Here is a 25,212-nt window from a genome sequence, read left to right on the forward strand (position 1 = left end):
ATGGCTGTCGGTACTGTCAAGTGGTTCAACGCTGACAAGGGCTTCGGCTTCATCACCCCGGATGACGGTGGCGCGGACGTGTTCGCGCACTACTCCGCCATCCAGATGTCGGGCTTCCGCTCGCTGGACGAGAACCAGCGGGTCGAGTTCGAGATCACCCAGGGCCAGAAGGGTCTGCAGGCGGAGAACATCCGCGCGATCTGATCCTCGGATCACCCTTCCAGCACGACACTTGAAGGAGCCACACACCGCAGGGTGTGTGGCTCTTTCGTCGTTCCGGGCACGGCGCCCTAGCGCAGACGCGGGATGACCTCGGCGGCAACCTTCTCCAGGACGTCCTCCGAGCCGCCGTACACGCCCTCGGCGCGGGGCCAGTGGGTGATGAGGTCGGTGAAGCCGAGGGCTGCCGCGCGGCCGGCGATCTCCTCGAAGGCCTCGGGGCTGGAGAGGGCGTAGAGCGCGTTGTCCATCGAGAGGTAGCGGTCGAGGTGGCGGCCCTCGAGCAGGTCGTCCAGGCGGTGGCTGAGCTCGGCGAGCGAGGCGAACCAGGTGTCGAGGCTGGTCTTGTCGCCACCGGTGGTCATCCAGCCGTCGCCGTGCTTCGCAGCGAACTTCAGCGACCGCGGGCCGTTGCCGGCCAGGACGAGCGGGACACGCGGCTTCTGGACGCAGCCGGGGAGCGTCCGGCCGTTGCGGGTCTCGAAGTACTCGCCCTTGAAGTCGACGCCGTCCGTGGTCAGCAACGTGTCCAGCAGGTGCACGAACTCCTGGAAGCGGTCCTGCTTCTCGCGCGGTGTCAGGTCCGGGCCGCCCTGGATGGTCGCGTCCAGGCTGCCGCCGGCGCCGATGCCGCAGACGAATCGGCCGTCGGACACGTCGTCGATCGCGAGGATGTCGCGGGTCAGCGCGAGCGGGTGCCGGAAGTTCGGCGAAGTGACGAACGTGCCGAGCCTGATCGTCGAGGTGACCATCGCGGCCGCCGTCAGCGTCGGCGTCGTCCCGTACCAGGGCGAGTCCTGCAGGCCGCTCCAGGTCAGGTGGTCGTAGGTCCAGGCATGGTCGAAGCCGTACTCCTCGGCCCGCCGCCACCGCGGTGCGGCGTCGCGCCAGCGGTACTCGGGCAGGATCGCGATTCCGAAACGCATGCCCGCACCCTAGCCGCCGGGCGGGGCGGTCAGGTCTGGGCGGTCAGCGCGACGGTGTCGGGAAGCTCGCCAGCGAGCTCGTGCCGATCGATCCCAGCCAGACCTTGCCGTCGCGCTCGCGGACACCGGTCGGCATGTGGAAGCCCGGGTGCTTGGCCCGCAGGTCGTGCACCAGCGTCCCGTCCTCGTCGTACGCCTGGATCTCGATGATGTCCGCGGCCTTCGGCTTCAGGGCGTCCGGCAACGACCAGACGAGCTTGCGGAACACCGGCTGCTTCGGCAGCAGGAAGTCCAGTACGGCGTTGCGTGGCGAGCCGACCGCGACCCAGATCAGCCCGTCCGACCCGCGCGCGATGTTGTCCGGCAGCCCCGGGATCGACGCGACCTGCACCGGCTCCGCACCGTCCATGCCGTCCACGGTCACGTCCAGCTTGTACAGCCCGTACGTCGCCGTCTCGGCCCAGAACAAGGTACGGCGATCGCCGCTGAGCGCCACGCCGTTCGGGAAGGCGCGGTCCGTGGCCAACTGGGTCACCTTGCCGTCCGGGGTGAGCCGGTAGACGCTGCCCGTGGTGGAGTGCTCGAGCAGGTCGGCCATCCACTCGTCGATGCCGAACCGGGTGGACGAGTCGGTGAAGTAGATCGTGCCGTCCTCGGTCACGTCGGCGTTGTTGCAGAACCGCATCGGCCGGCCGTCGATCTCGTCCAGCAACGTGGCGATCCGGCCGTCCTGGTCGAGGGTGAGCAGGCCGCGGTGCGCGTCGCAGATCAGCACCTTGCCGTCCGGGAGCCACTCCAGCCCGAGCGGCCGTCCGCCGGTGTCGGCGAGTGTACGGATCGTCGTACCGTCCGCGCTGACTCGCAGGATGCGTCCGTCGTACAACCCGGTCAGGACGCTCCCATCCGCGTCGATCAGCGTGTCCTCGGGGCCCTCCCCCGGCAACGCCACCACGTCCACCTGGACGTTCAGCGGGTGCCGCTCCGGCGGGGCGGGCGGCGGTGTCCAGCGAACCGGCGAGATCGACGTCATGCGGGAGACCTTAGCGCGCTGCGTCCAGGGGGTCACACAACGGAACAGCCCGGACCGGGAGACGGTCCGGGCTGCGACGGCGTACGGCTAGAAGATGACCTCGCCCCGCGCGCGGCGGGCGCGGAGCTTCTCGAGGGCCTCCTCGAGGATCTCCTGTGCCTCCTGCTCGGAGCGGCGCTCCTTCACATAGGCCAGGTGGGTCTTGTAGGGCTCGATCTTCGGCGGCGGGGGCGGGTTGTTCACATCGGTGCTGGTCGGCAGACCGCACCGTGGACAGTCCCACGCCTCCGGGATCGCTGCCTCGACCGCGAACCAGGTCGCGGTCTCGTGCCCGTTCGCACAGAAGAACACGATGCGCTGCCGGGGCGCGGTGTCGCCGCGCTCCGCCTCGCCCATCGGGCCGGCACCGACCCGGCTGCCACGAATCGCACTGCCACCACCAGCCACGGGATCTACTCCCCCTCAGCCGAGCTTGTACAGCAGGCCGAGCGCGACGATGGCAGCGAACCAGACCAGACCGATACCGATCGTGATCCGGTCCAGGTTCCGCTCGGCGACCGAGGAACCGCCCAGGCTGGACGACACCCCACCACCGAACAGGTCGGACAGACCGCCACCACGGCCTTTGTGCAGCAGCACGAGCAGCGTGAGCATCAGGCTGCAGACGATCACGACGATGGAGAACGCGAGTTTCACGAGGAGTAGCCTAACTGAAGGTCCAGGTAACGGCAGATGCCGGCGAACTCGTCGGCCTGGAGGCTGGCGCCCCCGACCAGACAGCCGTCGACATCCGGTTGGGCCATGATGCCACCTGCACTGGCCATCTTCACCGATCCACCGTAAAGAATCCGTACCGAGTCGGCGACCGAGGGTGAGATCGTCTCCTCGATCCGGCCCCGGATCGCGGCGATCACCTCCTGCGCGTCCTCCGGCGTGGCCACCTCGCCGGTGCCGATCGCCCAGACCGGTTCGTACGCGATGACGAGCTTGCGGACGTCGTCCGGCTTGATCCCGGCGAGCGCGGCGTCGATCTGACCGACACAGTGCGCGACGTGACCGTCGGCCTTGCGGATCTCCAGCCCCTCGCCCACGCAGACGATCGGGATCAGGCCCGCCTCGAGCGCCTTCGCGGTCTTGGCGTTGACGACGTCGTCGGTCTCGTTGTGGTACTGCCGGCGCTCGGAGTGACCGGTCAGCACGTACGTACAGCCGAGCTTGGTCAGCATCGCCGCGGAGATCTCACCGGTGTACGCGCCGGAGTCGTGCGTCGACAGGTCCTGGGCGCCGTACCTGATCTTCATCCGGTCGCCGTCGACCAGCGTCTGCACGCTGCGGATGTCGGTGAACGGCGGGAGCACCGCCACCTCGACGCGCTCGAAGTCGTGCTTCTTGTCCTGCAGGGTCCACGACAGCTTCTGCAGCAGGTGCACAGCCTCGACGTGGTTGAGGTTCATCTTCCAGTTGCCCGCCATCAACGGCGTGCGGGCAGCTGTCGGGTCAGCCATGAGTCGTCAGTCCTCTTCCAGTACGGCGAGACCCGGGAGCTCTTTGCCCTCCAGGTACTCGAGCGACGCGCCACCACCGGTGGAGATGTGACCGAACGCGTCGTCCGCGAAGCCTAGCTGCCGCACCGCGGCTGCCGAGTCACCGCCACCGACGACGCTCAGGCCATCCACCTCGGTCAACGCCTGCGCGACAGCCTTCGTTCCGCCCGCGAACGCGGCCATCTCGAAGACCCCCATCGGACCGTTCCAGAACACGGTCTTCGCGCCGGCGATCTCGGCGGCGAAGGCCTTGCCGGAGTCCGGGCCGATGTCCAGACCGAGCTGGTCGGCGGGAATCGCGTCGGCCGCGACCACCGTGGCCGGAGAGTCCGCCTTGAACTCGGGCGCGACCACGATGTCGGTCGGCAGCACGATCTCGACGCCCTTGGACTTCGCGGTCTCCAGGTAGCCCTTGACCGTGTCCAGCTGGTCGTCCTCGAGCAGGCTCTTGCCGACCTCGTGGCCCTGGGCCTTGAGGAAGGTGAAGACCATGCCGCCACCGATCAGCAGCTTGTCGGCCTTGGCCAGCAGGTTGTCGATCACCGCCAGCTTGTCCGAGACCTTCGCGCCACCGAGGACCACGACGTACGGCCGCTCGGGGTTTTCGGTGAGCTTCTTCAGTACGTCGACCTCGGCCAGCACCAGGCCACCGGCCGCGTGCGGCAGCTTGCGAGCGACGTCGTACACGCTCGCCTGCTTGCGGTGCACGACACCGAAGCCGTCGCTGACGAAGACGTCGGCCAGCGCGGCCAGCTCCTCGGCCAGCGCCTCGCGCTGCTCGTCGTCCTTGCTCTCCTCGCGCGGGTCGTACCGCACGTTCTCGAGCAGCAGTACTTCGCCCTCGTCGAGGTCCTGCACCGACTCCTGGGCGCTCTCGCCGGTGAGGTCGGTGGCGAAGTGCACGGTGATGCCCTCGGGCTGCAGCAGCTCGCCGAGCCGCTTCGCCACCGGGGCCAGGGTGAACTCCGGGTTCGGCTTGCCCTTCGGGCGGCCGAGGTGCGCGGTGACGATCACCTTGGCGCCGGCCTTGGCCAGCTGGACCAGCGTCGGCAGCGAGGCGCGGATCCGGCCGTCGTCGCCGATCACGCCGTCCTTGAGCGGCACGTTCAGGTCGGACCGGACCAGCACCCGCATCCCGGCCAGGTCACCCAGATCTTCGATGGTCTTCACAGTTCAGCTTTCCTCAACTCAAGCGTGAAGCCTGCGCCGGCACCTTTGCGGGTGCCGGCACAGGCTGGGAACCAGGCGATCCTCAGAGCGAGGCGCCGACGTGCTTCACGAGGTCGACGAGGCGGTTCGAGTAGCCCCACTCGTTGTCGTACCAGCCGACGACCTTGACCTGGTTGCCGATCACCTTGGTCAGGCCGGAGTCGAAGATGCAGGACGCCGGGTCGGTGACGATGTCGGTGGAGACGATCTCGTCCTCGGTGTAGGTCAGGTAGCCCTTGAGCGCACCCTCGGCGGCCGTCTTGTAGGCCTCCTTGACCTCGTCGACGGTGACCTCACGGCCGACGGTGACGGTGAGGTCGGTGGCGGAGCCGGTCGGGACCGGGACGCGCAGCGCGTAGCCGTCCAGCTTGCCCTTGAGCTCCGGCAGCACCAGGCCGATCGCCTTCGCGGCGCCGGTGGAGGTCGGCACGATGTTCAGCGCGGCGGCGCGGGCGCGGCGCAGGTCCTTGTGCGGGCCGTCCTGCAGGTTCTGGTCCTGGGTGTACGCGTGGATCGTGGTCATCAGACCCTTTTCGATCGTGAACGCGTCGTGCAGGACCTTGGCCAGCGGGGCCAGGCAGTTCGTGGTGCAGGACGCGTTCGAGATCACGGTGTGCTTCTCGGCGTCGTACAGGTCGTGGTTCACGCCCATCACCACGGTCAGGTCCTCGTTCTTCGCCGGGGCGGAGATGATGACCTTCTTGGCGCCGTTGTCGGCGTGGGTCTTGGCCTTGGTGGCGTCGGTGAAGAAGCCGGTGGACTCGATCACCACGTCGGCGCCGACGTCGGACCACTTCAGGTTGGCGGGGTCGCGCTCGGCGAACGCCTTGATGCTGTGACCGCCGACGGTGATGTCGTCGTCGGTCGCGGAGACCTCACCCGGGAAGCGGCCCAGGATCGAGTCGTACTTCAGCAGGTGGGCGAGGGTCTGGTTGTCGGTCAAGTCGTTGACGGCGACGACCTCGATGTCGGCACCGGACGCCTGCACGGCGCGGAAGAAGTTACGGCCGATCCGGCCGAAGCCGTTGATACCTACGCGTACGGTCACAGGACTGCGTCTCCTCGAACTAGCTCTTCAAGACTGTCGCTACAGCCCGAAGACTAGCCCAACCGCCCAGTCGATCAACTGGTAGCGTCCAGATGAGACCACCCGTTCGTTTGCACGGATCCAGACCAGACCACTGGCTGGTACGACGAACGGCGCCTTCCGGAAAGTCTCTCCGGAAACCGCCGTCGCGCGCTGCTGGTCAGGCCGGGTCGAGCATGTCCGGGGTCAGGTTGGCCTCGGTGTTGGGGATGCCGAGATCGGAGGCGCGCTTGTCGGCCATCGCCAGCAGCCGCCGGATCCGGCCCGCGACCGCGTCCTTGGTCAGCGCCGGCTCGTGCAGCTGGCCGAGCTCTTCGAGACTTGCCTGCTTGTGCTCGAGCCGCAGCTTGCCTGCGATCCGCAGGTGATCCGGTACGTCGTCGCCCAGGATCTCCAGCGCCCGCTCGACCCGCGCGCCGGCTGCCACCGCGGCCCGCGCCGAGCGTCGCAGGTTCGCGTCGTCGAAGTTCGCCAGCCGGTTCGCGGTCGCGCGCACCTCGCGGCGCATCCGGCGCTCTTCCCACGCCAGCACGGACTCGTGCGCACCGAGCCGGGTCAGCAGAGCGCCGATCGCGTCACCGTCGCGGATCACCACGCGGTCGACGTTGCGTACTTCGCGGGCCTTCGAACCGATGCCGAGTCGCCGGGCCGCGCCGACCAACGCCAACGCCGCCTCCGGGCCGGGACAGGTCACCTCGAGGGAGGAGGACCGGCCGGGCTCGGTGAGCGAGCCGTGCGCCAGGAACGCGCCACGCCACGCCGCCACCGCGTCGCAGGAGGCGCCGGAGACGACCGCCGGCGGCAGTCCACGGACAGGACGGCCGCGGTTGTCCACGAGGCCGGTCTGCCGGGCCAGCGCGTCACCGTCGCGAACCACGCGGACAACGTACTTCGTCTGCTTCCGGATTCCGGACGGGGAGATCACCACCACGTCCGACGGGTGCCCGAAGATCTCGGCGATGTCCTTGCGCAGCCGCCGGGCCGCGGCACCGCTGTCCAGCTCCGCCTCCACGACGATCCGCCCCGACACCAGGTGCAGCCCGCCCGCGAACCGCAGGATCGACGACACCTCGGCCTTGCGGCAACAGGGTTTCGTGACCTGGATGCTCGTCAGTTCGGACTTCACCTGTGCTGTCATCGCCATGAGAAGAATCCTCCCACCTATGTCAAAGACCCTTGGACGTAGAACTGGGTTCGGACACTTCGGTTACGAGGACTGCAACCTTCGGTGGTGGTGCTTGCGTTACCTCGGCGACATCGTGAGAGGAGGGGCATGAAGGCACCGGACGAAGCCGAGTTCACCGAGTTCGCCTCGACCATGATCCGTCGGCTGCGGCGGACGGCGTACCTGATGTGCGGTGACTGGCACCGGGCCGAGGACGCCGCGCAGGACGCCCTGGTGAAGGTGTACCGGAGGTGGCACCGGATCGACCGCACCCAGGGACTCAACAGCTACGCGCACCAGTGCCTGGTCACGTCGGTTTTCGACCAGGCCCGCAAACCTTGGCGCCGCGAGCAGCTCAGCGACGTCGAGGACACCTCGATGCCCTTGCCCGATCCGTCGGGCGCTGTCGACACCCGGCTCCTCGTCGTGCAGGCGCTGGCCACGTTGACGCCCAGCCAGCGAGCGTGCGTCGTACTGCGGCACTTCGCCGACCTCAGCATCGAACAGACCGCCGACGTCCTCGGCATCGGCACCGGCGGCGTGAAGAGCCAGACGTCACGCGGCCTCGCCCGGCTCCGCGAACTCCTCGACCAGACCGAAAGGAGCGCCTCGTGACCAACGACATCGAAGACCTGCTCGCGGCCGCCGCCGACGACTCCGGCCGGCCGTTGCGGACCGAGGTCGACGACATCCTGGTCCGCGCCCGGCGCTCGGTCCGGAGGAGCCGGATCGCGACTGTCTCGACCGCGGTACTGACGACCGCGGCGATCGTGGGCGGGATCGCGGCCTGGTCCGCGCACCGCACCGAGGGCGTCGGCCCGGCCGACAAGCCGGCCATCACGATCAAGGCGAACGGCGAAGTCGTCGACCACGCGACCGGCGACACGATCGGGGCGCCGCCGCCGGTCAGCCCGCTGTCGGACGCCGAGGTGCTGCAGCGCTGCAAGCAGTACGACCAGGAGAACGTCGACTTCCTCCACCAGCACAACGCGAACGTCTGGGACCAGGCCGGTCCGATCAACGGCACCTGGACGGTCGTGGTGAAGAGCGGCGACGAGAACCTGCTGGAGGCAATGTTCCTCGCGCCGGACAAGTCGATCGTGTCCACCTGCACGATGGACGCGGCCGACAGGCCCGTCAGGAACGGCCGGCAGAGCACGACGCACGTGATGGACTTCAGCGCGACCAAGCAGCCGGACGCCGTGGAGGCGGGCGTGTGGATCCCGGTGCCGGGAGCGAAGCGCGTCCTGGTGGACACGGCCCAAGGGCCGGTTCGTCAAGCGCTGGTGGGGTCCGACGGCTTCTACGCCCTGGGCTACACCGGGAACCGCAACGGGTCGGGCCCGATCAAGCGGATCCGCGCGTTCGACGCCAACGGCAGACAGCTCTGGACGTTCGTGAGCAAACCGCCGAACCTTCCGCAGTACAAGGAGACCCCGGTCCCGGCGAACGTTTCGGTGAAGACCGTCGCGCCGATCGAGCCGAAGGTCCTGCTCACCAAGGATCCGGAGACGGGGAAGAAGCTCGCTCCCCCGCCGCCGGTCAGTCCGCTGACCGACGACCAGGTCCGGACCCGGTGCGCGACCGTCGATGCGATCGACCTCAAGCGAGTCGGCGGCGCCGAGCTGCCCGTCGGCATGGACTGGACGGTCCCGCTCAAGACCGGCACCGGCAACAAACTCACCGCGCTGCTCGTCTCCCCCGACGGCCGCACCGCGGCTTGGTGTCACATGCTCGGCACGTCGGCCAAGGGGCCGTACGACTACGGCCGCTCGAAGGTCCAGGCCAACGGCAAGTTCCACGACGCGTTCGAGTGGGGCATGGTCCCCGAGAAGGTTGCGCAGATCATCGTCGACCTGCCGAAGGAGGGCCCGACTCGGGCCCTGATGTCCAACGGCTACTACATCTGGGGCCTGACCGGCGGGAACTCGGACCTGCAGACCGTCCGCGTCCGTGGGTACGACGCCAACGGCAAGAAAGTGTACGACGAGAAGAAGCAGCTCGACGCGGACTTCGACTGAGGAGCCAACCTTTCCGTTGGTCGTCGTCGTTCATCAGACGACCGACGGAAAGGAGGGCGCATGCGACAGGCCGACAAGGCGGAGTACACCGAGTTCGCCGCGGCAGCGGCCCGGCGGTTGCGGAGAACGGCGTACCTGATGTGCGGCGACTGGCATCGCGCCGAGGACGCGGCCCAGGACGCGTTGCTCCGCATCTATCGGCGCTGGACCAAGCTCAACCGCACGGCGGGGCTGACGACCTACGCCCATCGCGCGGTCGTGTCGGCGGTCCTCGACCAGGCGAAGCGGCCATGGCGCCGCGAACAGAGCACCGCCGCGATGGCCGATCCGGGCACAGCCGGCGAGCCCGGCCGGACGGTCGACAATCGGCTGCTCGTGATCCAGGCGCTGGCTGCCGTCCCACCCGGCCAGCGAGCCTGCGTCGTCCTGCGCCACTACGCCGATCTGAGCATCGCGGACACCGCCGAGATCCTCGGCATCAGTCCAGGCGCCGTGAAGAGCCAGACCTCGAGCGGCCTGGACCGGCTCCGCGAGCTCCTCGGAAGCGACGAGAGGATCCACCTGTGAACGTTGACATCCACCGACTGCTCGAGGAGACGGCCGACGACACCGACCGGCCGATGGGCTTCTCGCCGGAGGATCTGACCCGGCGCGGCGAGCGCAGTACGTGGTACCGCCGCGCAGGCGTGGTGACCGCCGCAGTCGTCGGCACCACCGCGGTCGTGGCGGCCGTCGCGGCTCTGCTGCCAAGTCCGGCGGCTGAGGTCCAGCCGGCCGGAACCTCCGAACAGAAGTTCACCCTCGACCCTCAGACCGGTAAGACCATCCAGCCCGGACCGGCCCAGAGCCCAGTGAGCGACGACCAGATCATCGCCCGTTGCCTGCCGCTCGACGACTGGTTCCGCAACGCCAATCACCTGCAGGACTCCATCCAGGGTTGGACGGTCCTGCTCAAGCAGGGATCCGGGGCCGAGTTCGACGCACTGCTGGTCCCACCGGACCACAAGCAGGTGGCACATTGCGCGCCCGGCCGTACTGGTCCTGGCGGACGGCCCTTCTACAGCCGGAGAGCGGTACGCCCGGCACCGGACGACCTGGCGCTCTGGATGACGGGCGGCGTTCCGGCCACCGCACGCCTGATCGTGATGGAGACACCCGACGGCAAGGTATCGGAGGTTCCGATGAAGGACGGCTTCTGGCTCCGGCCCGACAGTGCCACCGTGCCGGCCGGCACGCTGTTCCGGGTGTACGACGGAAACGGCAAGGTACTGCTGGACTTCAGACAGCCGGGCGTGAAGACGATCCCGGTGCGTTAGGCGAAGATCTCCCGGTAGACCTTTGCCAGCTTGTCTGGGGCGTGGTGTAGGTAGCGGTCGTCGTCGGCGATGTCCGCGATCACCAGCTCGGCCCCGAGCGACAGCGCAGTACGGCGCAGCGATGCGGGGTCGGGCACGTGATCGGTGTCGGCCAGCACCACGTCGATGCGCAGGTCGGGGGCGTGCGCCGCGAGCACCTCGAGGTGGGTCTCGGGTGAGAAGCCGTCGGTCTCGCCCTTCTGCTCCCCCAGGTTCAGCGTGAGCAGGCGCCGGGCGCTGGTCCGCTCGAGGCCGCGGGACAGCTCGGGGACGAGCAGGTTCGGGATCACCGACGTGAACCACGAACCTGGGCCGACGACAACCCAGTCGGCCTCAGCGATCGCGACCAGGGCTTCGGGGCACGCCGGCGGGTCGGCCGGGTCGAGCGCGACGTCGACCACCTGTCCCTCGGTCGTCGCCACCTCGGCCTGACCACGAATCTCGGTGATCACCTCGGGGTGCTCCGGATCCAGCCCGAGCACGCGTGCGGTGATGTCCAGCGGTACGGCGGACATCGGCAGCACGCGGCCCTCCGCGCCGAGCAGCCGGGCGACCCAGTCCAGGCCGTCGACGGCCTCGCCGAGCAGCTCCCACAGCGCCACGATCAGCAGGTTGCCGACTGCGTGGTCGTGCAGCTCGCCGTTGCTGCGGAAGCGGTGCTGCAGCACGTCGGCCCAGGTCCGGCCCCACTCGTCGTCCCGGCACAACGCAGCCAGCGCCATCCGCAGGTCGCCAGGAGGCAACACCCCGAGCTCCCGCCGAAGCCTGCCCGAAGAGCCGCCGTTGTCAGCGACGGTGACTACCGCTGTCAGGTGGTCGGTGACGTGCCGAAGTGCGGACAGGGAGGCCGCGAGGCCGTGTCCCCCGCCCAGCGCAACTACCCGCGGAGGCCGCATCACTCCCGCCCCAGGTCCCGGTGTACCACTAACGTCGGTGATCCCTTCTCGCGCAGCCTGCGGGCGATCTCCTCGGCCATTGCGACGCTGCGGTGCTTACCCCCGGTGCAGCCGATCGCGACGGTGACGAAGCGCTTGCCCTCGTTCAGGTAGCCGGTCCGCAGGGTGTCCAGCACGTCCACGTAGTTCTGCAGGAACTGCTGGGCGAGCGGATGGCCGAGCACGAAGTCTGACACAGGCTTGTCCTGCCCGGTCATCGGCCGCAGGTCGGGCTGCCAGTACGGGTTCGGGATGAACCGCATGTCGGCGACCACGTCCGCGTCCACCGGGATGCCGTACTTGAACCCGAACGACACCACGGTCGCCCGGAGCTCGGCGTTCTCCTCGTCGCCGAAGGCGTTCACGATCTTCGCGGCGAGCTGGTGGATGTTCAGGTTCGAGGTGTCGATGACCAGGTCGGCGCCGGCCCGGATGTCGCCGAGCAGCTCGCGCTCGCGCTGGATGCCGTCGAGCAGCCGGCCCTCGCCCTGCAACGGGTGCGGACGGCGGACGCTCTCCTGCCGGCGCACGATGACGTCGTCGGAGGCCTCCAGGAAGAGCGTCAGCGGCTTGTAACCCTTCAGCCGCAAGTCGTGGATGGCCGAGCTCAGCTCGTCGAAGAACAGGCCGGTACGGACGTCGACGACGACCGCGAGCCTCGGCGCCGCACCGGTGCCGACGACCTGCTCGACGATGGTGGTCAGGAACATGGGTGGCAGGTTGTCGACGACGAACCAGCCGAGGTCCTCGAGTACGTCGGCGACGGAGCTTCGTCCCGCGCCGGACATGCCGGACACGATGATGAGGTTGCCGCCAGTGTCGTCCATCAGCTCTAGCTCTCCCTGGAATCCCCGTCGGGCGCCCCGGCCGGCGCCGGGACGTCGTCGTCCAGTATCTCGCCTGTGGCGGTGTTCACCGACGGGGCACGGCCGGATTCCGCCTTCGTTGCGGCAGCGTTCACCGCGAGTACGACGGATTCGGCCAGCCGGCGCCCGAAACCGGGCAGGTCCGCGACCTCGTCGATCGTGGCCCCGCGCAACTTCTTCAGCGACCCGAAGTGCCGGAGCAGGGTCTTCCGCCGGACCTCGCCGAGGCCGGGGACGTCGTCGAGCGTGCTCTCGACCATCGACTTCGACCGCCGGCTGCGGTGGTGGGTGATGGCGAAGCGGTGGGCCTCGTCGCGGAGCCGCTGCAGCAGGTACAGACCCTCCGAGGTCCGGCTGAAGATGACCGGGTCTTCCTCGTCCGGCAACCAGACCTCCTCCAGGCGCTTGGCCAGGCCACAGACCGGGATGTCGCCCAGGCCGAGCTCGTCCATCGCCTGGCGAGCGGCCGCCACCTGCGGCGGACCACCGTCGACGACCACCAGCCCGGGCGCGTAGGAGAACTTCTTCGCCCGGCCGGTCTCCGGATCGATCAGCGCGCCGTTCGGATCCTCGTCGGCGGTCATGGTGGCGCGCTCGTCGAGGAGGCGCTTGAACCGGCGGGTCAGAACCTCGGCGATCGAGGCGACGTCGTTCTGCCCGTCGACGCCCTTGATCACGAACCGGCGGTACTCGCTCTTGCGCGGCAGGCCGTCCTCGAACACGACCATCGACGCGACCACCTCGGTGCCCTGCAGGTTCGAGACGTCGTAACACTCCAGCCGCAGCGGCGCCTCGGGCAGGTCGAGACCGGCCTGGATCTCCTCCAGCGCCTGGTTCCGCGTGGTCAGGTCGCTGGCGCGCTTGGTCTTGTGCATGGTCAGCGTCTGCAGCGCGTTCCGCTCGACGGTCTCCATCAGCGCCTTCTTGTCGCCGCGCTGCGGGACGCGGATCGCGACCCGGGAGCCGCGCATCCCCCCCAGCCACTCGGTCAGCGCGTCGGCGTCGTCCGGAACCACGGGGACCAGGATCTCCCGTGGGATCGCGTCGACCGAGTCGTCGGCGTACATCTGCTGGATGAAGCGCGACACCAGGTCTCCGGTGGTCGCCGTACCGTCGGCCTTGTCGGCGATCCAGCCGCGCTCACCGCGGATCCGGCCGCCGCGGACGTAGAAGATCTGGACCGCGACCTCGAGCGGGTCCTCGGCGAGCGCGATCACGTCGGTGTCGGTGCCGTCGCCCAGCACCACCGCGTTCTTGGCCAGGGCCTTCTCCAGCGCGGCCAGGTCGTCGCGGATCTTCGCGGCCCGCTCGTACTCCAGCTCGATGGCCGCGGCCTTCATCTCCCGCTCCAGCCGGCGCACGTACGTCGCGGTCTGGCCGGACAGGAACGCGGCGAAGTCGTCGACGATCTTGCGGTGCTCCTCCTGCGTCACCTGACCGGTGCAGGGCGCGGCGCACTTGCCGATGTACCCGAGCAGGCAGGGCCGGCCGATCTGGCGGTGCCGGTTGAACACGCCCTTGCTGCACGAGCGCATCGGGAAGACCCGGAGCAGCAGGTCGACGGTCTCCCGGATCGCCCAGGCGTGGCTGTACGGACCGAAGTACCGGATGCCCTTCTTCTTCTGGCCGCGGCCGACCATCACCCGCGGGTACTCCTCGTTGAGGGTGATGGCGAGCCACGGGTACGACTTGTCGTCGCGGTACTTCACGTTGAAGCGTGGGTCGTACTCCTTGATCCAGGAGTACTCCAGCTGCAGCGACTCGACCTCGCTGGCGACCACGGTCCACTCGACCTTCGAGGCCGTCGTCACCATCGCCTGGGTGCGCGGGTGCAGGTTCACCAGGTCCTGGAAGTACGACGACAACCGGGCCCGCAGGTTCTTCGCCTTGCCGACGTAGATGACCCGGCCGGCCGGGTCGCTGAAGCGGTACACCCCCGGCGAGTCGGGGATCGAGCCCGGTGCGGGACGGTACGAGGACGGATCTGCCACCCAACCACCCTAGTTCGGGTCGCCGACAAATCCGGAATTCGCCCAAAGTCTCCACCGCTCCTTCAATGACAGACTTGAAGCATGACTCCCGACGAACTCGATCAGGTGATCCGCGGGTACGACGGTGTCCGGGTGCTCGAGGCCCAGAACGACCTGTTCTACCTGTACGACCCGGCCGCCGACCTGCCGCCGGAGCGTCAGCAGCCGTTCGCCACGATCGTCACCGGCGACCACTACGAGAAGGTGTCGCGGCTCGACGAGCCGGGCGCGTGGCGGCTGAACCTCGGGCTCACCAAAGCGTCCTACACCGCGCTGTTCGGTGCGGTGCCGACCGAGCGTGACGCCGACTGGGTGCTCGACTCGGGCCGTGACTACGCCGTACGAAACACCTTGATGCCACACCCGTTCTATGCATCCCAGTACTGGGTAGCAGTGGTGAACCCGGCCGAGTTGGACCCGTTGGTCCCGTTGCTTGCCGAGGCGCATGCGTTCGCCGCGCGCAAGTACGCCAACCACCAGGCGCGGCACACGGCGTGAACCTTGCGGTCGTGTTGCGGCTTGTCCCATAAGGCCGGTTTGACCCCCGATTGGGATGAGCGTGGTCTCTAGCGTGTGACTCAGGGTAGATGCGCAGGACCTTTGCGTGAGGCAACAAGGCCTTGCGTCGACTCGAGGGAGTTCCGCCCATGTTCCCAAGTTTTCGCAGACCACGCCTGATCGGCGTCGTCGCGGCATCGGCGCTCGCCGTCACCGGCGCCGTCGCCACCGCGACCGGCAGTGACGCTGCGCAGCCGAGCGGCGTGTCGATCCGCGGCGCCGGTACCGCGGACGCCATCCCCGGCAGCTACATCGTCGTTCTGGCCGGCCAGCGCTCGCGCGCGCAGACCCGGGCCACGACGCAGAGCCTGGCGTCCGGGTACGACGTGAAGGTGCGCGACCAGTACGACGCGTCGATCAAGGGCTTCTCCGCGGCGATGAGCGAGGACCAGGCCAAGAAGCTGGCCGCGGACTCCCGGGTCGCGTTCGTCCAGCAGAACCAGAAGGTCAAGGCCACCCAGGACGACCCGCCGTGGGGCCTGGACCGGGCCGACCAGCGCGACCTGCCGCTGGACAAGAAGTACGAGCCCGCCACGGACGCCAAGAACGTCAACGTCTACATCATCGACACCGGCATCTACGCCAAGCACAAGGACTTCGGCGACCGCGCCTCGGTCGGCACCGATACCGTCGGCGACGGCCAGAACGGCGTCGACTGCATGGGCCACGGCAGCCACGTGGCCGGCACCATCGGTGGCACGACGTACGGCCTGGCCAAGGCGGCCAAGCTGATCGCGGTCCGGGTGCTCGACTGCCAGGGCTCGGGCTCGACCGAGTCCGTGGTCGCCGGGATCGACTGGGTGACCAAGAACGCCAAGAAGCCGGCGGTCGCGAACATGAGCCTCGGCGGCGGTGCGGACGCCGCGCTGGACGCCGCGGTGAAGGCCTCGGTCGGTGCCGGCATCACCTACGCGGTTGCTGCTGGCAACGACAGTGCGGACGCCTGCCAGAGCTCGCCGGCCAAGGAGCCGTCCGCCATCACCGTGGGCGCGACCGACGACAAGGATGCGAAGGCCTCGTTCTCGAACTTCGGCCAGTGCGTCGACATCTTCGCGCCGGGCGTGGACATCACCTCGGTCGGGATCACCGACCCGGAGTCGACGGCGAAGATGAGCGGTACGTCGATGGCCACGCCGCACGTGGCTGGTGGCGTCGCGCTCTACCTGGCCGATCACCCGGACGCCACGCCGGCCGATGTGACCGCCGCGCTGGTGACCGCGTCGACGCCGGACAAGGTCGGCGACCCAGGGACCGGCTCGCCGAACAAGCTGCTGTTCGTAGGCAAGGTCGACCCGGCCGCCGCGCACTGAGCCTCAGCTGATGGGCCCCGGCCGACCCGGCCGGGGCCTATCGCTGCGTCAGTGGCTCAGGCGGACTGCACGATGTTGCTGCCCTGCACGGCCACCTTGACGGCGGGCAGCGGTGCGGAGGCCGGGCCGTTCGCCACACTGCCGTCGGTGATCTTGAAGCGGCTGCCGTGGAACGGGCAGACGATCTGCCCGTTCTCGACCGAGCCGACCGGGTTGCCCTGGTGGGTGCAGATCGCCGAGAACCCCTTGTACTGCCCGGCGGTCGGCTGGGTCACCACGACCTTGGCGTCGGCGAAGACCTTGCCGCCGCCCACCGGTACGTCGGACACCGGTCCGAGGACCTTGCCGCCACCGGCTGGAGCGCTGGACGCCGGAGCGCTGGACGACGGGGCGCTGCTCGCCGGTGCGCTCGGGGAGGACGCAGTACTCGTGCTGGTGCCCGGCGCGGAGCTCGACGTACCACCGGCGCCGGTGTCGTCGCCGCCACCGCAGGCGGCCAGGAGCGGAGCACTGCCACCCACCAGCGCGACCAGGGCCGCGCAGCGGAGCACCGACCTCCGGTCGCGCAGCTCGGGGCCGGCCTCCGGGGCCTGCTGCGGGGTGGTGGGTGCCATGGTGTCATCGCTCATGAATCTGGACCTCCAGGAGCCGTCGATCAGGTAGTTGAACGCTGTGTATCGAGTCAAACGGATGGCCGACGCGTTCGGTTCAACGTCAACCGGGATTTGAAACTTAGGTGGTGGTCCGGGTGACCGTTTCGACCACGCGAGCGGCCAGGTCGAGAACCGCGCGCCGGGTGTCGGCCTGCAGGGCTTCCGAGTGCAGCGGCCAGGCCTGGGCGATGTGCTCGTCGTACGGCAGCACGATCGGGTCCAGGCCGCGCTGCTGGAACGCCTCGACCAGCCAGCCGACCGAGCCCGGGTCCACGTTCTCGACCATCGTGATGACGATGACGCCGCGGGTCAGGAGCACGTCCTGCCCGTCCGGGGTGAGCTGATCGAGCTGTCCGAGGCAGTACTGGGCCACGTGCTGGACGGACGGGACCACGAGGACCGTGCAATGGCCGGACGACGCCATCTCGGTAGCGATCTCGTCGTACATGCTGCCGGGGCAGTCCACGACTGCGAGGCCTACATCGCGCGAGCCCTGGCCCTGTGCGTCGGCCAGCGTGGACCGGAGTGCCTCCGCGTTGCCGTCGCTGCGGAGCAGGGTCACGCCTTCGATCGGGCCGGCGCCGAGGGTGAGCTCGAGTCGGCGGGACAGCTCGGCCTCGTTCGGGTCGCAGTCGATCGCGACGACCCGGTCGGAGCGCTGGGTCGCGAGCATGGTGGCGAGCAGGGCGGTCAGGGTCGACGTACCGGCATTGATGACCGGGCTGAGGACGCCGACGCGGCGCATGATCGCGATCGGGCGGCGGACGGTGGCGATGTTGTCGACGTCGCGCTGCATGCGGCCGGAGGCGCCGACCAGGTAGGCCGCTTCGGAGGCGATGCGGCGGAAGCGGCGGAAGACCGAGTCACCCTCCGGCTCCGGCGCCGCGCCCCAGGCTTGGTCGGGGCCTGGCACGGGCTGGTACGGCGCTTGGCTGGGGTGCTGCTGGTGGTGCGGCGGGTACTGCTGGTCATACGGAGGTGGCTGGTAGGGCGGGACCTCCTGATAACCCTGGACCGGGTAAGGAGGTGGCTGCGCAGGGGCCTGCTCCTGGGGGTAGTAGGGCTGCTGCGGGGGGTACTGCTCGTACGGTGCCGGTTGGTACGGCGCTACCTGGCCGGGCGGAGGTGGGTACTGCTGGTCGTACGGCCCTGGCTGGTACTGCGGCTCGTACTGGGGTGGGTACTGCGGCGGTGGAGGCGGGTACTGCTGGTTCTGCGCAGGTGGGTACTGCGGCGGTGACTGGGGTTGGACAGGGGCGGGTGGCTCGACAGGCGGCGCGGGAGGTGGTGCGTCCGCGGGCGGGTTGTCGGGGTGGGCCGGCTCGTCGGCTGGTGGTTGCTGCGCCGACATCCGGCGCAACATGTCACCCTGCCAGTCAGATTCAGTCATTCCATCCGGTCGTCAGAACTTGTGCAGCAGGCTGGTGTAGACGCCGAACACTCCCAGCGCCAGCGGGACCGTCACGATGATCGCCCCGACTTCAAGATAGTCGAGCACCTGCGTGAGCCGGGCACGGACATGCTCCGCGGGTGCGAAACCGAGACCGAACGCGCAGAACATCGCCACCAGCACCAGCAGGCCCAGCGCGATGAACGCACCGCCCTGACCGTTCACAGCAGCGATCAGCACACACCCGGACACGATCGTGAAGGCTGCCGCGAAGAGTACGGCGACCTCCGTCACCAGCGGGTACAGCCGCGACCGCGACGCCAGCAGGAACGCCAGCACCAGCGCCAGCGCGACCGCCCAGGCAGAGCCCTCCTTCAGCAGCATGATGCCCGCCACCGCGGACGACACCGCGATCGGCACGGTCGCCAGAGCCAGACCGAGGTGCGCCGCGTTCAAGGCGGCCTGGACGTCGCCGCGCATGATCTCCTGACCAGCGGCGCGCTTGTCGTCCAGGCCTGACAGCCCGGACAGCGCCAGGGCCATCCGCGGCAGCAGACCCAGCAACAGCACCGCGAGCAGTGCTGCCAGCGCGCCAACCCGCTCTGACGCAAGCCCGGTGCCCACACCGACCATCCAGATGGCGACGAACAGTACTGCGGTCGCACCGGCGACGACACCGCCTCCAGCGACCCCTGCGGCGGCGTACAACAGCGGACCGAAGGCCAGGCACAGCGCACCGACCGTGATGACGAGTCCGAACTGCCAGTCGGCGTTCAGCGCCCAGAAGCCGACCGTCAGCGCCAGCACGACCGTCGCTACCGTCACGAGCGGGACCGCGACCAGCTTGTTGCCCGCGCGACCCAGCGCGATGCCGACGAACGCACAGATCGCCGCCAGCACCAGCAGCACGGCCGCGGTGACACCGTTCGGCGCCGCGACGAGCAGGGAGATCGCACCGGCAATGATCGAGAAGACCAGACCGGCCCCGGCGAGGACGCGGCGGTGCTGCGGCGTGAACGTCGTACCGCGGCGCTTCAGGTCACCGACAGCCTCCTCGGTGACGTCGTACACCGTGGGCGGCGGCGGCAGCTCGCCCTCGGACGCGAGTCGCAGGACCGCGCCGTCGATGATCTGCGCGGACGCGAGCGTGCCCTCTGGCGGCACCAGCGCGCCGGTCGCAGTGGTGAGGAAGCGTCGCTGCGGGCTCTGCTGCAGCGGCTCGTCCAGCATCCGCAGCAGGTCCGGCAGCAGGACGCCGAGCGGCTCGTCGGCGGGCAGCACCGCATCCAGCCGCCGGCGCTGACCGATCACCGTGACCCGGCTGTACACGCTCATCTTCCGCTCCTGTTCCGATTCAGTCCGATCCAGTTCCGGTTCACGGCCGGCCGGTCCTGGCCTCGGCCGGGATCAGTTTCTCCAGCACCTTCGCGTACTTCTCCCAGTCCTTCGGGTCCCGGCCGTCGCCGAGCGGGTACCAGAGCGCCGGCTCGTGCGCGGGCCCGATCGCCAGCGCGTGCGGGATGCCCTCGACCTTGAGCATCTGCTCGACACTCGACCCGCGCATCGCCTCGTTGCCGGCGCCGATCCCGATCGGGCACTGCATGCCGAGGAAGCGCGGCTCGTAGGTCGCGTCGGCGGCGCCGTACGCGCCCATCACCATCGCGGAGATCAGCTCGTAGTTGTCCGCGACCTCGTCGATCAGGTCGCCGATCGCGTGCGCCGACGGGAACTCCAGGCCGGGCTGCACGACCGCCAGCGTGACCGTCTCGTCCAGACCGGACCGGGTTCGGCGTGCCTCCAGCGTGCCGAGCGCCGGCTTGAACTCCGCTCCGGGCGGGCCGGACACGACCAGCCAGGTCGGGTCCGGTGCACGGTCGCGGCAGTACTCCGTCAACGCGTCCGGGCTCCACGGCTGCGTCACCGGCTCGGAGGTGGACCAGCCGGCCGGGCCGCCGCCCGTAGTCCGGGTGAACAGAAGCTCTGCGAGCTTGCCGAGCATCAGGGAGGCGACCGGCTTGTGCCGGACCCGGACGGTGAGCTGTAGGTGGCCGAACGGCTCCTTCTGGATCACGTAGTCCGGGTGCAGGTCCGAGGTCTGCTCCCCCGGCTTGGCCGTGGACCGCGCGATGAACAGGTCACCGTCCCACTTGAGCCGTACGCCGTTGAGGCCGTCGTAGTACTCACCGTCGTCGGCGGTGACGACCCACTTGGAGAACGCACCGTTGAACAGCATCGACCGGACCGGCCAGGTGAGCCGTGAGGTCTTCGGGGTGACCAGCTGGATGTCGCGGGCTTCCATCTTCGCGGACGTGAGCGCGTCGACGAGCCAGGAGGACATGCCGATCACCGGGCGATCCTGCATGACCACGGCGACCTTCTCGGTGATCAGGTCGACGCCAGGGCTGAAGACGAGGTTGTTGGGCATCAGTGTGTCCCTTCGCTCGCCGCCACCGCGGGTCCCAGACCGGACGACGTCCAGACCTTGCCGCCCAGCCGGCTGACCAGGGTGTCGGCGTACTTCTCGGCGAGTTCGCGGGCGCCTTCGAGCGCGGAGGCGCGGATCTCCACCCACCACGCAGGGGTGTCGACCGTGCCTGGCTCGGTCCCCAGCATCCGCTCGACCTCGCCTGGCACCTGCACCAGCAGCGGCAGCTCGATCGACACCAGCGGACGCTCCTCCTCGTCGCACAGCTGGATGACCGCTCCGCCACTCACCGCGCGGACGCCGAGGTCCTCCCCCGCGGCCGCGAGGCCGGCCAGCACGTCGTCGCTCGACGGGCGCCCGTCCACGAGCGCCACCAGGTCGTAGGTCATTGCGTTCCTCCACTGCTGTTGCCCGCGGCCTGTGCTGTGCTCGCCGCAGATGGTGCATCGTCGGCCAGAGCGAGCTGGACGAGCTCGGGTGCATCACCGCGGCGGACGAAGAGCCCGCGGCCGGGCGGGTAGTCCCCCGGGTATGCGCCGGTGAAGAGCTGACCCTCGGCGCGGTCGCCGGAGAGCACGAGTCCCGCCGTACCGGACTCCATCAGGGCGGCCATGAACGGCTCGTACATCTGCCGGGACGCTCCGGACGCCCGTCGGGTGACGATGAAGTGCAGCTTGATGTCGCGACCGGCCGCGACGTACGGCAGGAACGCCTCCATCGGCGACTGGTTGCCGGCCGTCAGCAGGTCGTAGTCGTCGGCCAGGACGACGATCCGCGGCCCGCCCAGTCCCGCCTCGGGCACCTGGCCGCTGTCGTCGGGCATCCGCTTGGCCAGCTCCTCGGACACCCCGGCGGCCAGGCCACTGGCGATCCGTCCGGTCGGTGCGTACCCGCCGACGTACGCCTGCGGGACGAACTCGCGCAGACCGCGCCGGGGGTCCATCACCGCGAACACCAGCTCGTCCGACGCGTGCTGCTCGATCAGCTGCTGGACCACGAGCTTGACGACGTTCGTCTTGCCCGAGCCGCTGTCGCCGAAGACGACCAGACTGCTGTCCCGGCCGGCCAGGTCGAGGTAGACCGACGCCAGCGCCTGCTCGTCGACACCGATCGGCACCACGCCCGGCTGCCGCACCTCGTCGGCCACCTGGTCGCGTGGGAGCTGCAGCGGCAGGATGCGGATCTGCGGTGCCTGCGGGCCTTGCCAGGTCGAACGGACCGATACCGCCTGTGCCTCCAGCACGTCCGAGAGGTTCTCGTCCGAGGTGACGCCGTCGATCCGCGGCAGAGCGATCTGCATGTACAGCTTGCTGCCCGGGATCAGAGCCCGACCCGGACCGGCCTTCCGCAGTACCTCCTGCAGCCGCCGGTCGATGCTGGAGTCGGTCGGGTCGTTCAGTCGCAGCTCGAGCACCGTGCCGAACAGGGCCTGGTTCTGCATGCGTACGTCGTTCCACCGCATCATGGCTGCGACGACGTGGACGCCGTAGCTGCTGCCGCGCTGGAGGATGTCCGACATCGGCTCGTCCAGGTCGTCGAACGTGGTCCGGATCGCGCCGTAGTTGTCCACCACCAGCACGATGTCTGCGGTCGGCAGCTCGGGGATCCGTCCGGCCGCATGGTCGGCCCGCAGCGCCTCCATGGTGTCGATGCCGTGGTTGCGGAACACACGCTCGCGCTGGTCGATCATCGTGCGGATCTCTTCGACCGTACGCCGGATGCGCTCCCGGTCGGTCCGCAGCGCGACCCCGCCGACGTGCGGCAGCTCGCCGAGCGCCTGCATACCACCACCGGCCAGGTCGAGTGCGTAGATCGCGACCTCGGCCGGCGTATGCGTGTGCGCGAGCGACATGACCAGTGTGCGCAGCGCGGTGGTCTTGCCGGACTGCGGGCCACCGACCAGGGCTACATGGCCGCCGGCCTTCGTCAGGTCGAGCCGGTAGACCTCCTGGCGCTGGTTGCGCGGGTCGTCGACCACACCGAACGGCGGCTGCATCTGCGGCGGCCGGACGGCGAGCTGCAGCCCTCGCCCGTCCACGTAGTCGCTACGGCCGGCCAGGCCGTCCAGCGTGCACGCAACGGGCAGCGGCGGCAGCCAGATGTTCAGCACCGGCTGGGCCGCCTTACGCGCCTGGTCGACGAAGACGTTCAGCACCGTGGGACCTGTGGTCCGCTCGGTCGCCTTCGGCCCTTCAACCGGCTTGGCCTCCAGTGCCTGCAGCTCCGCCTCGCTCTGCTGGTACGGCGGCAGCTCGTGCGGCCGGACCCCCTCACCCTCGTCCTCGACGACGTCCAGCGTCGGAGCGACGTACGGGCCGGAGACGTAGGCGGCCTTGAAACGCTGGTAGACGCTGGTGTCCACCTTGAGGTAGCCGAAGCCAGGCAGCGGCGGTAGGTGGAACGCGTCGGTGGTGTCCAGGACCGTGCGGCTCTCGTCCTCGGAGAAGGTGCGGAGACCGAGCCGGTACGACAGGTAGGTGTCCAGACCGCGCAGTGCGCCGGCCTCGATCCGCTGGCTGGACAGCAGCAGGTGGACACCGATCGACCGGCCGATGCGGCCGATCGACAGGAACAGGTCGATGAAGTCCGGCCGCTGGTTCAGCAGCTCACCGAACTCGTCGATGATCACGAACAGGTGCGGCAACGGCTGCATGTCCGGCCGCTGCCGCCGGTACAGGCGGTAGTCGGTGATGTTGGCGATGTTGCCCGCGTCCTTCAGGACCTGCTGCCGGCGCTGCACCTCGCCCGCCAGGCTGGCGTACGCGCGCTCGATCATGCTCGCGTCGTCCTGCAGGTTGGTGATGATGCCGGCCACGTGCGGTACGCCGTCGAACGGTGCGAACGTCGCGCCACCCTTGAAGTCGACCAGCACGAACGCGAGGTCCTCGGGCGGGTGCGTGGCCAGCAGCGCCAGCACCATGGTCCGCAGTACCTCGGACTTGCCGGAACCGGTCGCACCGATGATGAGGCCGTGCGGACCCATACCGAGCTGCGCAGACTCCTTCAGGTCGACCAGCGTCGTGCCGCCGTGGTCGTCGACACCCAGCGGCACCCGCAGGAACGCCCGGTCCGGCCGCGGCTGCCAGAGCTGGTTGAAGTCGACCTTGGCGACGTCGGTGAGGTTCAGCAGCTCCAGGAAGTCGACGTTGTCGAGCTGCGCGTCCTCGTCGAGCGACTCGGCCGATAGCCGCAGTGGCGCGAGCTCTCGGGAGATGCCCTCGGCCAAAGCCGCATCGAAGCGGTCGACCTGACCGCTGGCAGCTATCGGGTACGGGCCACGCAGGTCCTCGACCTGTACGTCGTCGCCGTACACGGTGATCCGCATGGTCACAGAGCTGGGCTCCTGCACCCGGTCGGCGACCAGGTGCAGGACGGTGACGCCCAGCTCGCCGGGCAGCAGCGAGTCGTCGGCCTGCGGGCGCACCTCGGCCGAGATGTCGCCGTACGTGTCGTGCAACACCAGCATGCGCTGGGTGAGCCGGCGGCGGTCGTTGAAGTCCACCGACCCGCGACGGGACTCAGTGGCCCACTGGACCCGCTTGGACAGGTCCTGTGCGAGCAGTTGCGACAGCTTGGTCGGGCTGTCCGCGATCCGTCGGAACGGGGTCGGACCGGTCTTGCGGTCCGGGTCCTGGACATGCGGCAGCCACGACATCCACTGCCAGTCCGGCAGTGCCTGCGGCGGGAACGCCGCGGCCATCAGCACGTCTTCCGGCGCGTGCCACACCGCGGTCTGCATCAGCAGCGACCGTGCCACGCGGACGACGCCTTCGCGGTCGCCGACGATGCTCACGTTGCCGACGTGGTCCAGCGGGACGGTCAGGGGCATGTCGGGGATCAGGGTGAAACGACGTACCAGCGCGTTGGCCTCGGCCATCATGAACTGGTCCGGCGGCTCCATCGCGGAGCCGGACTGACCGACCACGGCCGGCACCACCGGCACCCGCCCGCTGCCACAGCGTGGCTGCAGGAAGTCGCTGTCGGTACGGCGGCGCTCCCACAGCCGGGACACGTCGCCGACGCAGTCGAGCAGGGCGTCCGGCGGAGGGTTGAGCTCCAGAGCCTCGGTGCGGGCCTTGCGCTCCTGCACCGAGAACTCGTCCCGCAGCCGCTCGAGGTAGTCGAGGTACCGGGCGCGCTGGTCCTTGCGCTGCTTGCCGCCACCGCCGCGGCCGGCCAGCATGCCGCCGAGCGTGCCGAGCAGCGTCACCGCACCCATGGCGAGACCGATCATCATCGTCGGCCCGGAGCGCCCGACCGTCATCATCGCGATCGAGCCGACCGCGCCGACGCCCTGCATGATCGGCATCATCGCGCCGCCGCCACGGCCGCCACCGGATCCGCCCAAGGTGGGCGCGGGCTCGATCACGCGCTGCGGCTGCATGCCTGGAGCAGATGTGCGTCGCGCCGGGCGGTGCACGATCCGGCTTGCCACTAAGGTTTCCTCCGCTGACCAGCCCGCGAGAACGCGGGGGGACTCGTACTGCTT

24 protein-coding genes are annotated in these 25,212 nt (G+C 69.2%); 7 read left to right on the forward strand and 17 right to left on the reverse strand.

The window, feature by feature from the left end; genetic code table 11:
- Window positions 1–204: a cold-shock protein gene (locus AB0E69_RS06260; RefSeq protein ID WP_134100749.1), complete on the forward strand. Its 204-nt coding sequence runs from the start codon at window positions 1–3 to the stop codon at window positions 202–204.
- An 86-nt stretch (window positions 205–290) separates the two neighbouring features.
- On the opposite strand, the gene AB0E69_RS06265 is transcribed toward AB0E69_RS06260, so the two are convergent.
- The 8 genes from AB0E69_RS06265 to whiA form a co-directional block, all read right to left on the reverse strand.
- On the reverse strand, window positions 291–1,145 hold the full coding sequence (locus tag AB0E69_RS06265) for an LLM class flavin-dependent oxidoreductase (protein WP_360140477.1): 855 nt from the start codon (window positions 1,143–1,145) through the stop codon (window positions 291–293).
- 43 nt (window positions 1,146–1,188) lie between these two features.
- A complete protein-coding gene (locus AB0E69_RS06270) occupies window positions 1,189–2,175 on the reverse strand; it encodes an SMP-30/gluconolactonase/LRE family protein (RefSeq protein WP_360140480.1) in 987 nt (328 codons plus the stop codon).
- 87 nt (window positions 2,176–2,262) lie between these two features.
- A complete protein-coding gene (locus tag AB0E69_RS06275) occupies window positions 2,263–2,622 on the reverse strand; it encodes an RNA polymerase-binding protein RbpA (protein WP_360140483.1) in 360 nt (119 codons plus the stop codon).
- Window positions 2,623–2,637: 15 nt separating this feature from the next.
- Window positions 2,638–2,871 (reverse strand): preprotein translocase subunit SecG, encoded by a 234-nt coding sequence (gene secG / locus AB0E69_RS06280; protein WP_360140486.1) that lies wholly within the window; start codon window positions 2,869–2,871, stop codon window positions 2,638–2,640.
- Window positions 2,868–3,680: a triose-phosphate isomerase gene (tpiA, locus tag AB0E69_RS06285; protein ID WP_360140489.1), complete on the reverse strand. Its 813-nt coding sequence runs from the start codon at window positions 3,678–3,680 to the stop codon at window positions 2,868–2,870. Before tpiA ends, secG begins: the two co-directional genes overlap by 4 nt.
- Before the next feature lie 6 nt (window positions 3,681–3,686).
- Complete coding sequence (locus AB0E69_RS06290; protein WP_360140492.1) at window positions 3,687–4,889, reverse strand: phosphoglycerate kinase; 1,203 nt, start codon at window positions 4,887–4,889, stop codon at window positions 3,687–3,689.
- An 82-nt stretch (window positions 4,890–4,971) separates the two neighbouring features.
- Window positions 4,972–5,976, reverse strand: a complete 1,005-nt coding sequence (gene gap / locus AB0E69_RS06295; protein ID WP_360140495.1) for a type I glyceraldehyde-3-phosphate dehydrogenase — start codon at window positions 5,974–5,976, stop codon at window positions 4,972–4,974.
- A 199-nt stretch (window positions 5,977–6,175) separates the two neighbouring features.
- Window positions 6,176–7,159: a DNA-binding protein WhiA gene (whiA, locus tag AB0E69_RS06300; RefSeq protein ID WP_360140498.1), complete on the reverse strand. Its 984-nt coding sequence runs from the start codon at window positions 7,157–7,159 to the stop codon at window positions 6,176–6,178.
- Between the two features lie 129 nt (window positions 7,160–7,288).
- Here whiA and AB0E69_RS06305 point away from each other — a divergent pair, with 129 nt between their 5' ends.
- The 4 genes from AB0E69_RS06305 to AB0E69_RS06320 are packed head-to-tail and all read left to right on the forward strand — an operon-like array spanning window position 7,289 to window position 10,517.
- Window positions 7,289–7,795, forward strand: coding sequence for a SigE family RNA polymerase sigma factor (locus AB0E69_RS06305; protein WP_360140501.1), 507 nt, complete (start codon window positions 7,289–7,291; stop codon window positions 7,793–7,795).
- Complete coding sequence (locus AB0E69_RS06310) at window positions 7,792–9,201, forward strand: hypothetical protein (RefSeq protein WP_360140504.1); 1,410 nt, start codon at window positions 7,792–7,794, stop codon at window positions 9,199–9,201. The genes AB0E69_RS06305 and AB0E69_RS06310 overlap by 4 nt, the downstream gene beginning before the upstream one ends.
- Before the next feature lie 60 nt (window positions 9,202–9,261).
- Window positions 9,262–9,768, forward strand: a complete 507-nt coding sequence (locus tag AB0E69_RS06315) for a SigE family RNA polymerase sigma factor (protein WP_360140507.1) — start codon at window positions 9,262–9,264, stop codon at window positions 9,766–9,768.
- Complete coding sequence (locus AB0E69_RS06320) at window positions 9,765–10,517, forward strand: hypothetical protein (protein WP_360140510.1); 753 nt, start codon at window positions 9,765–9,767, stop codon at window positions 10,515–10,517. Before AB0E69_RS06315 ends, AB0E69_RS06320 begins: the two co-directional genes overlap by 4 nt.
- Here AB0E69_RS06320 and yvcK read toward each other — a convergent pair.
- From yvcK to uvrC, 3 genes are read right to left on the reverse strand one after another with little or no spacing between them, the layout of a single operon-like run.
- Window positions 10,514–11,452, reverse strand: coding sequence for a uridine diphosphate-N-acetylglucosamine-binding protein YvcK (gene yvcK, locus AB0E69_RS06325; protein WP_360140513.1), 939 nt, complete (start codon window positions 11,450–11,452; stop codon window positions 10,514–10,516). The genes AB0E69_RS06320 and yvcK overlap by 4 nt on opposite strands.
- Complete coding sequence (rapZ, locus tag AB0E69_RS06330) at window positions 11,452–12,318, reverse strand: RNase adapter RapZ (RefSeq protein ID WP_360140516.1); 867 nt, start codon at window positions 12,316–12,318, stop codon at window positions 11,452–11,454. Before rapZ ends, yvcK begins: the two co-directional genes overlap by 1 nt.
- A gap of 5 nt (window positions 12,319–12,323) precedes the next feature.
- Window positions 12,324–14,348 carry an excinuclease ABC subunit UvrC gene (gene uvrC, locus AB0E69_RS06335; protein ID WP_360140519.1) on the reverse strand — a complete coding sequence of 675 codons (2,025 nt, stop codon included), beginning with the start codon at window positions 14,346–14,348 and terminating at the stop codon, window positions 12,324–12,326.
- An 81-nt stretch (window positions 14,349–14,429) separates the two neighbouring features.
- Here uvrC and AB0E69_RS06340 point away from each other — a divergent pair, with 81 nt between their 5' ends.
- On the forward strand, window positions 14,430–14,885 hold the full coding sequence (locus AB0E69_RS06340; RefSeq protein ID WP_360140522.1) for a DUF6194 family protein: 456 nt from the start codon (window positions 14,430–14,432) through the stop codon (window positions 14,883–14,885).
- A 149-nt stretch (window positions 14,886–15,034) separates the two neighbouring features.
- Window positions 15,035–16,255: a S8 family peptidase gene (locus AB0E69_RS06345; protein WP_360140525.1), complete on the forward strand. Its 1,221-nt coding sequence runs from the start codon at window positions 15,035–15,037 to the stop codon at window positions 16,253–16,255.
- A gap of 56 nt (window positions 16,256–16,311) precedes the next feature.
- On the opposite strand, the gene AB0E69_RS06350 is transcribed toward AB0E69_RS06345, so the two are convergent.
- The 6 genes from AB0E69_RS06350 to eccCa form a co-directional block, all read right to left on the reverse strand.
- Window positions 16,312–16,884, reverse strand: coding sequence for a Rieske (2Fe-2S) protein (locus AB0E69_RS06350; RefSeq protein WP_360140528.1), 573 nt, complete (start codon window positions 16,882–16,884; stop codon window positions 16,312–16,314).
- A gap of 103 nt (window positions 16,885–16,987) precedes the next feature.
- Window positions 16,988–18,298 carry a hypothetical protein gene (locus AB0E69_RS06355; RefSeq protein WP_360140531.1) on the reverse strand — a complete coding sequence of 437 codons (1,311 nt, stop codon included), beginning with the start codon at window positions 18,296–18,298 and terminating at the stop codon, window positions 16,988–16,990.
- A 12-nt stretch (window positions 18,299–18,310) separates the two neighbouring features.
- On the reverse strand, window positions 18,311–19,633 hold the full coding sequence (locus tag AB0E69_RS06360) for an EsaB/YukD family protein (RefSeq protein WP_360140534.1): 1,323 nt from the start codon (window positions 19,631–19,633) through the stop codon (window positions 18,311–18,313).
- A 40-nt stretch (window positions 19,634–19,673) separates the two neighbouring features.
- On the reverse strand, window positions 19,674–20,723 hold the full coding sequence (locus tag AB0E69_RS06365; RefSeq protein WP_360140537.1) for a DUF6177 family protein: 1,050 nt from the start codon (window positions 20,721–20,723) through the stop codon (window positions 19,674–19,676).
- A complete protein-coding gene (locus tag AB0E69_RS06370; RefSeq protein WP_360140540.1) occupies window positions 20,723–21,112 on the reverse strand; it encodes a hypothetical protein in 390 nt (129 codons plus the stop codon). The genes AB0E69_RS06365 and AB0E69_RS06370 overlap by 1 nt, the downstream gene beginning before the upstream one ends.
- Window positions 21,109–25,107 (reverse strand): type VII secretion protein EccCa, encoded by a 3,999-nt coding sequence (gene eccCa / locus AB0E69_RS06375; RefSeq protein WP_360140543.1) that lies wholly within the window; start codon window positions 25,105–25,107, stop codon window positions 21,109–21,111. The genes AB0E69_RS06370 and eccCa overlap by 4 nt, the downstream gene beginning before the upstream one ends.
- Window positions 25,108–25,212 lie beyond the last annotated feature (105 nt).

It is taken from the genome of Kribbella sp. NPDC026611, from assembly GCF_040638345.1.
Taxonomy (GTDB): domain Bacteria; phylum Actinomycetota; class Actinomycetes; order Propionibacteriales; family Kribbellaceae; genus Kribbella.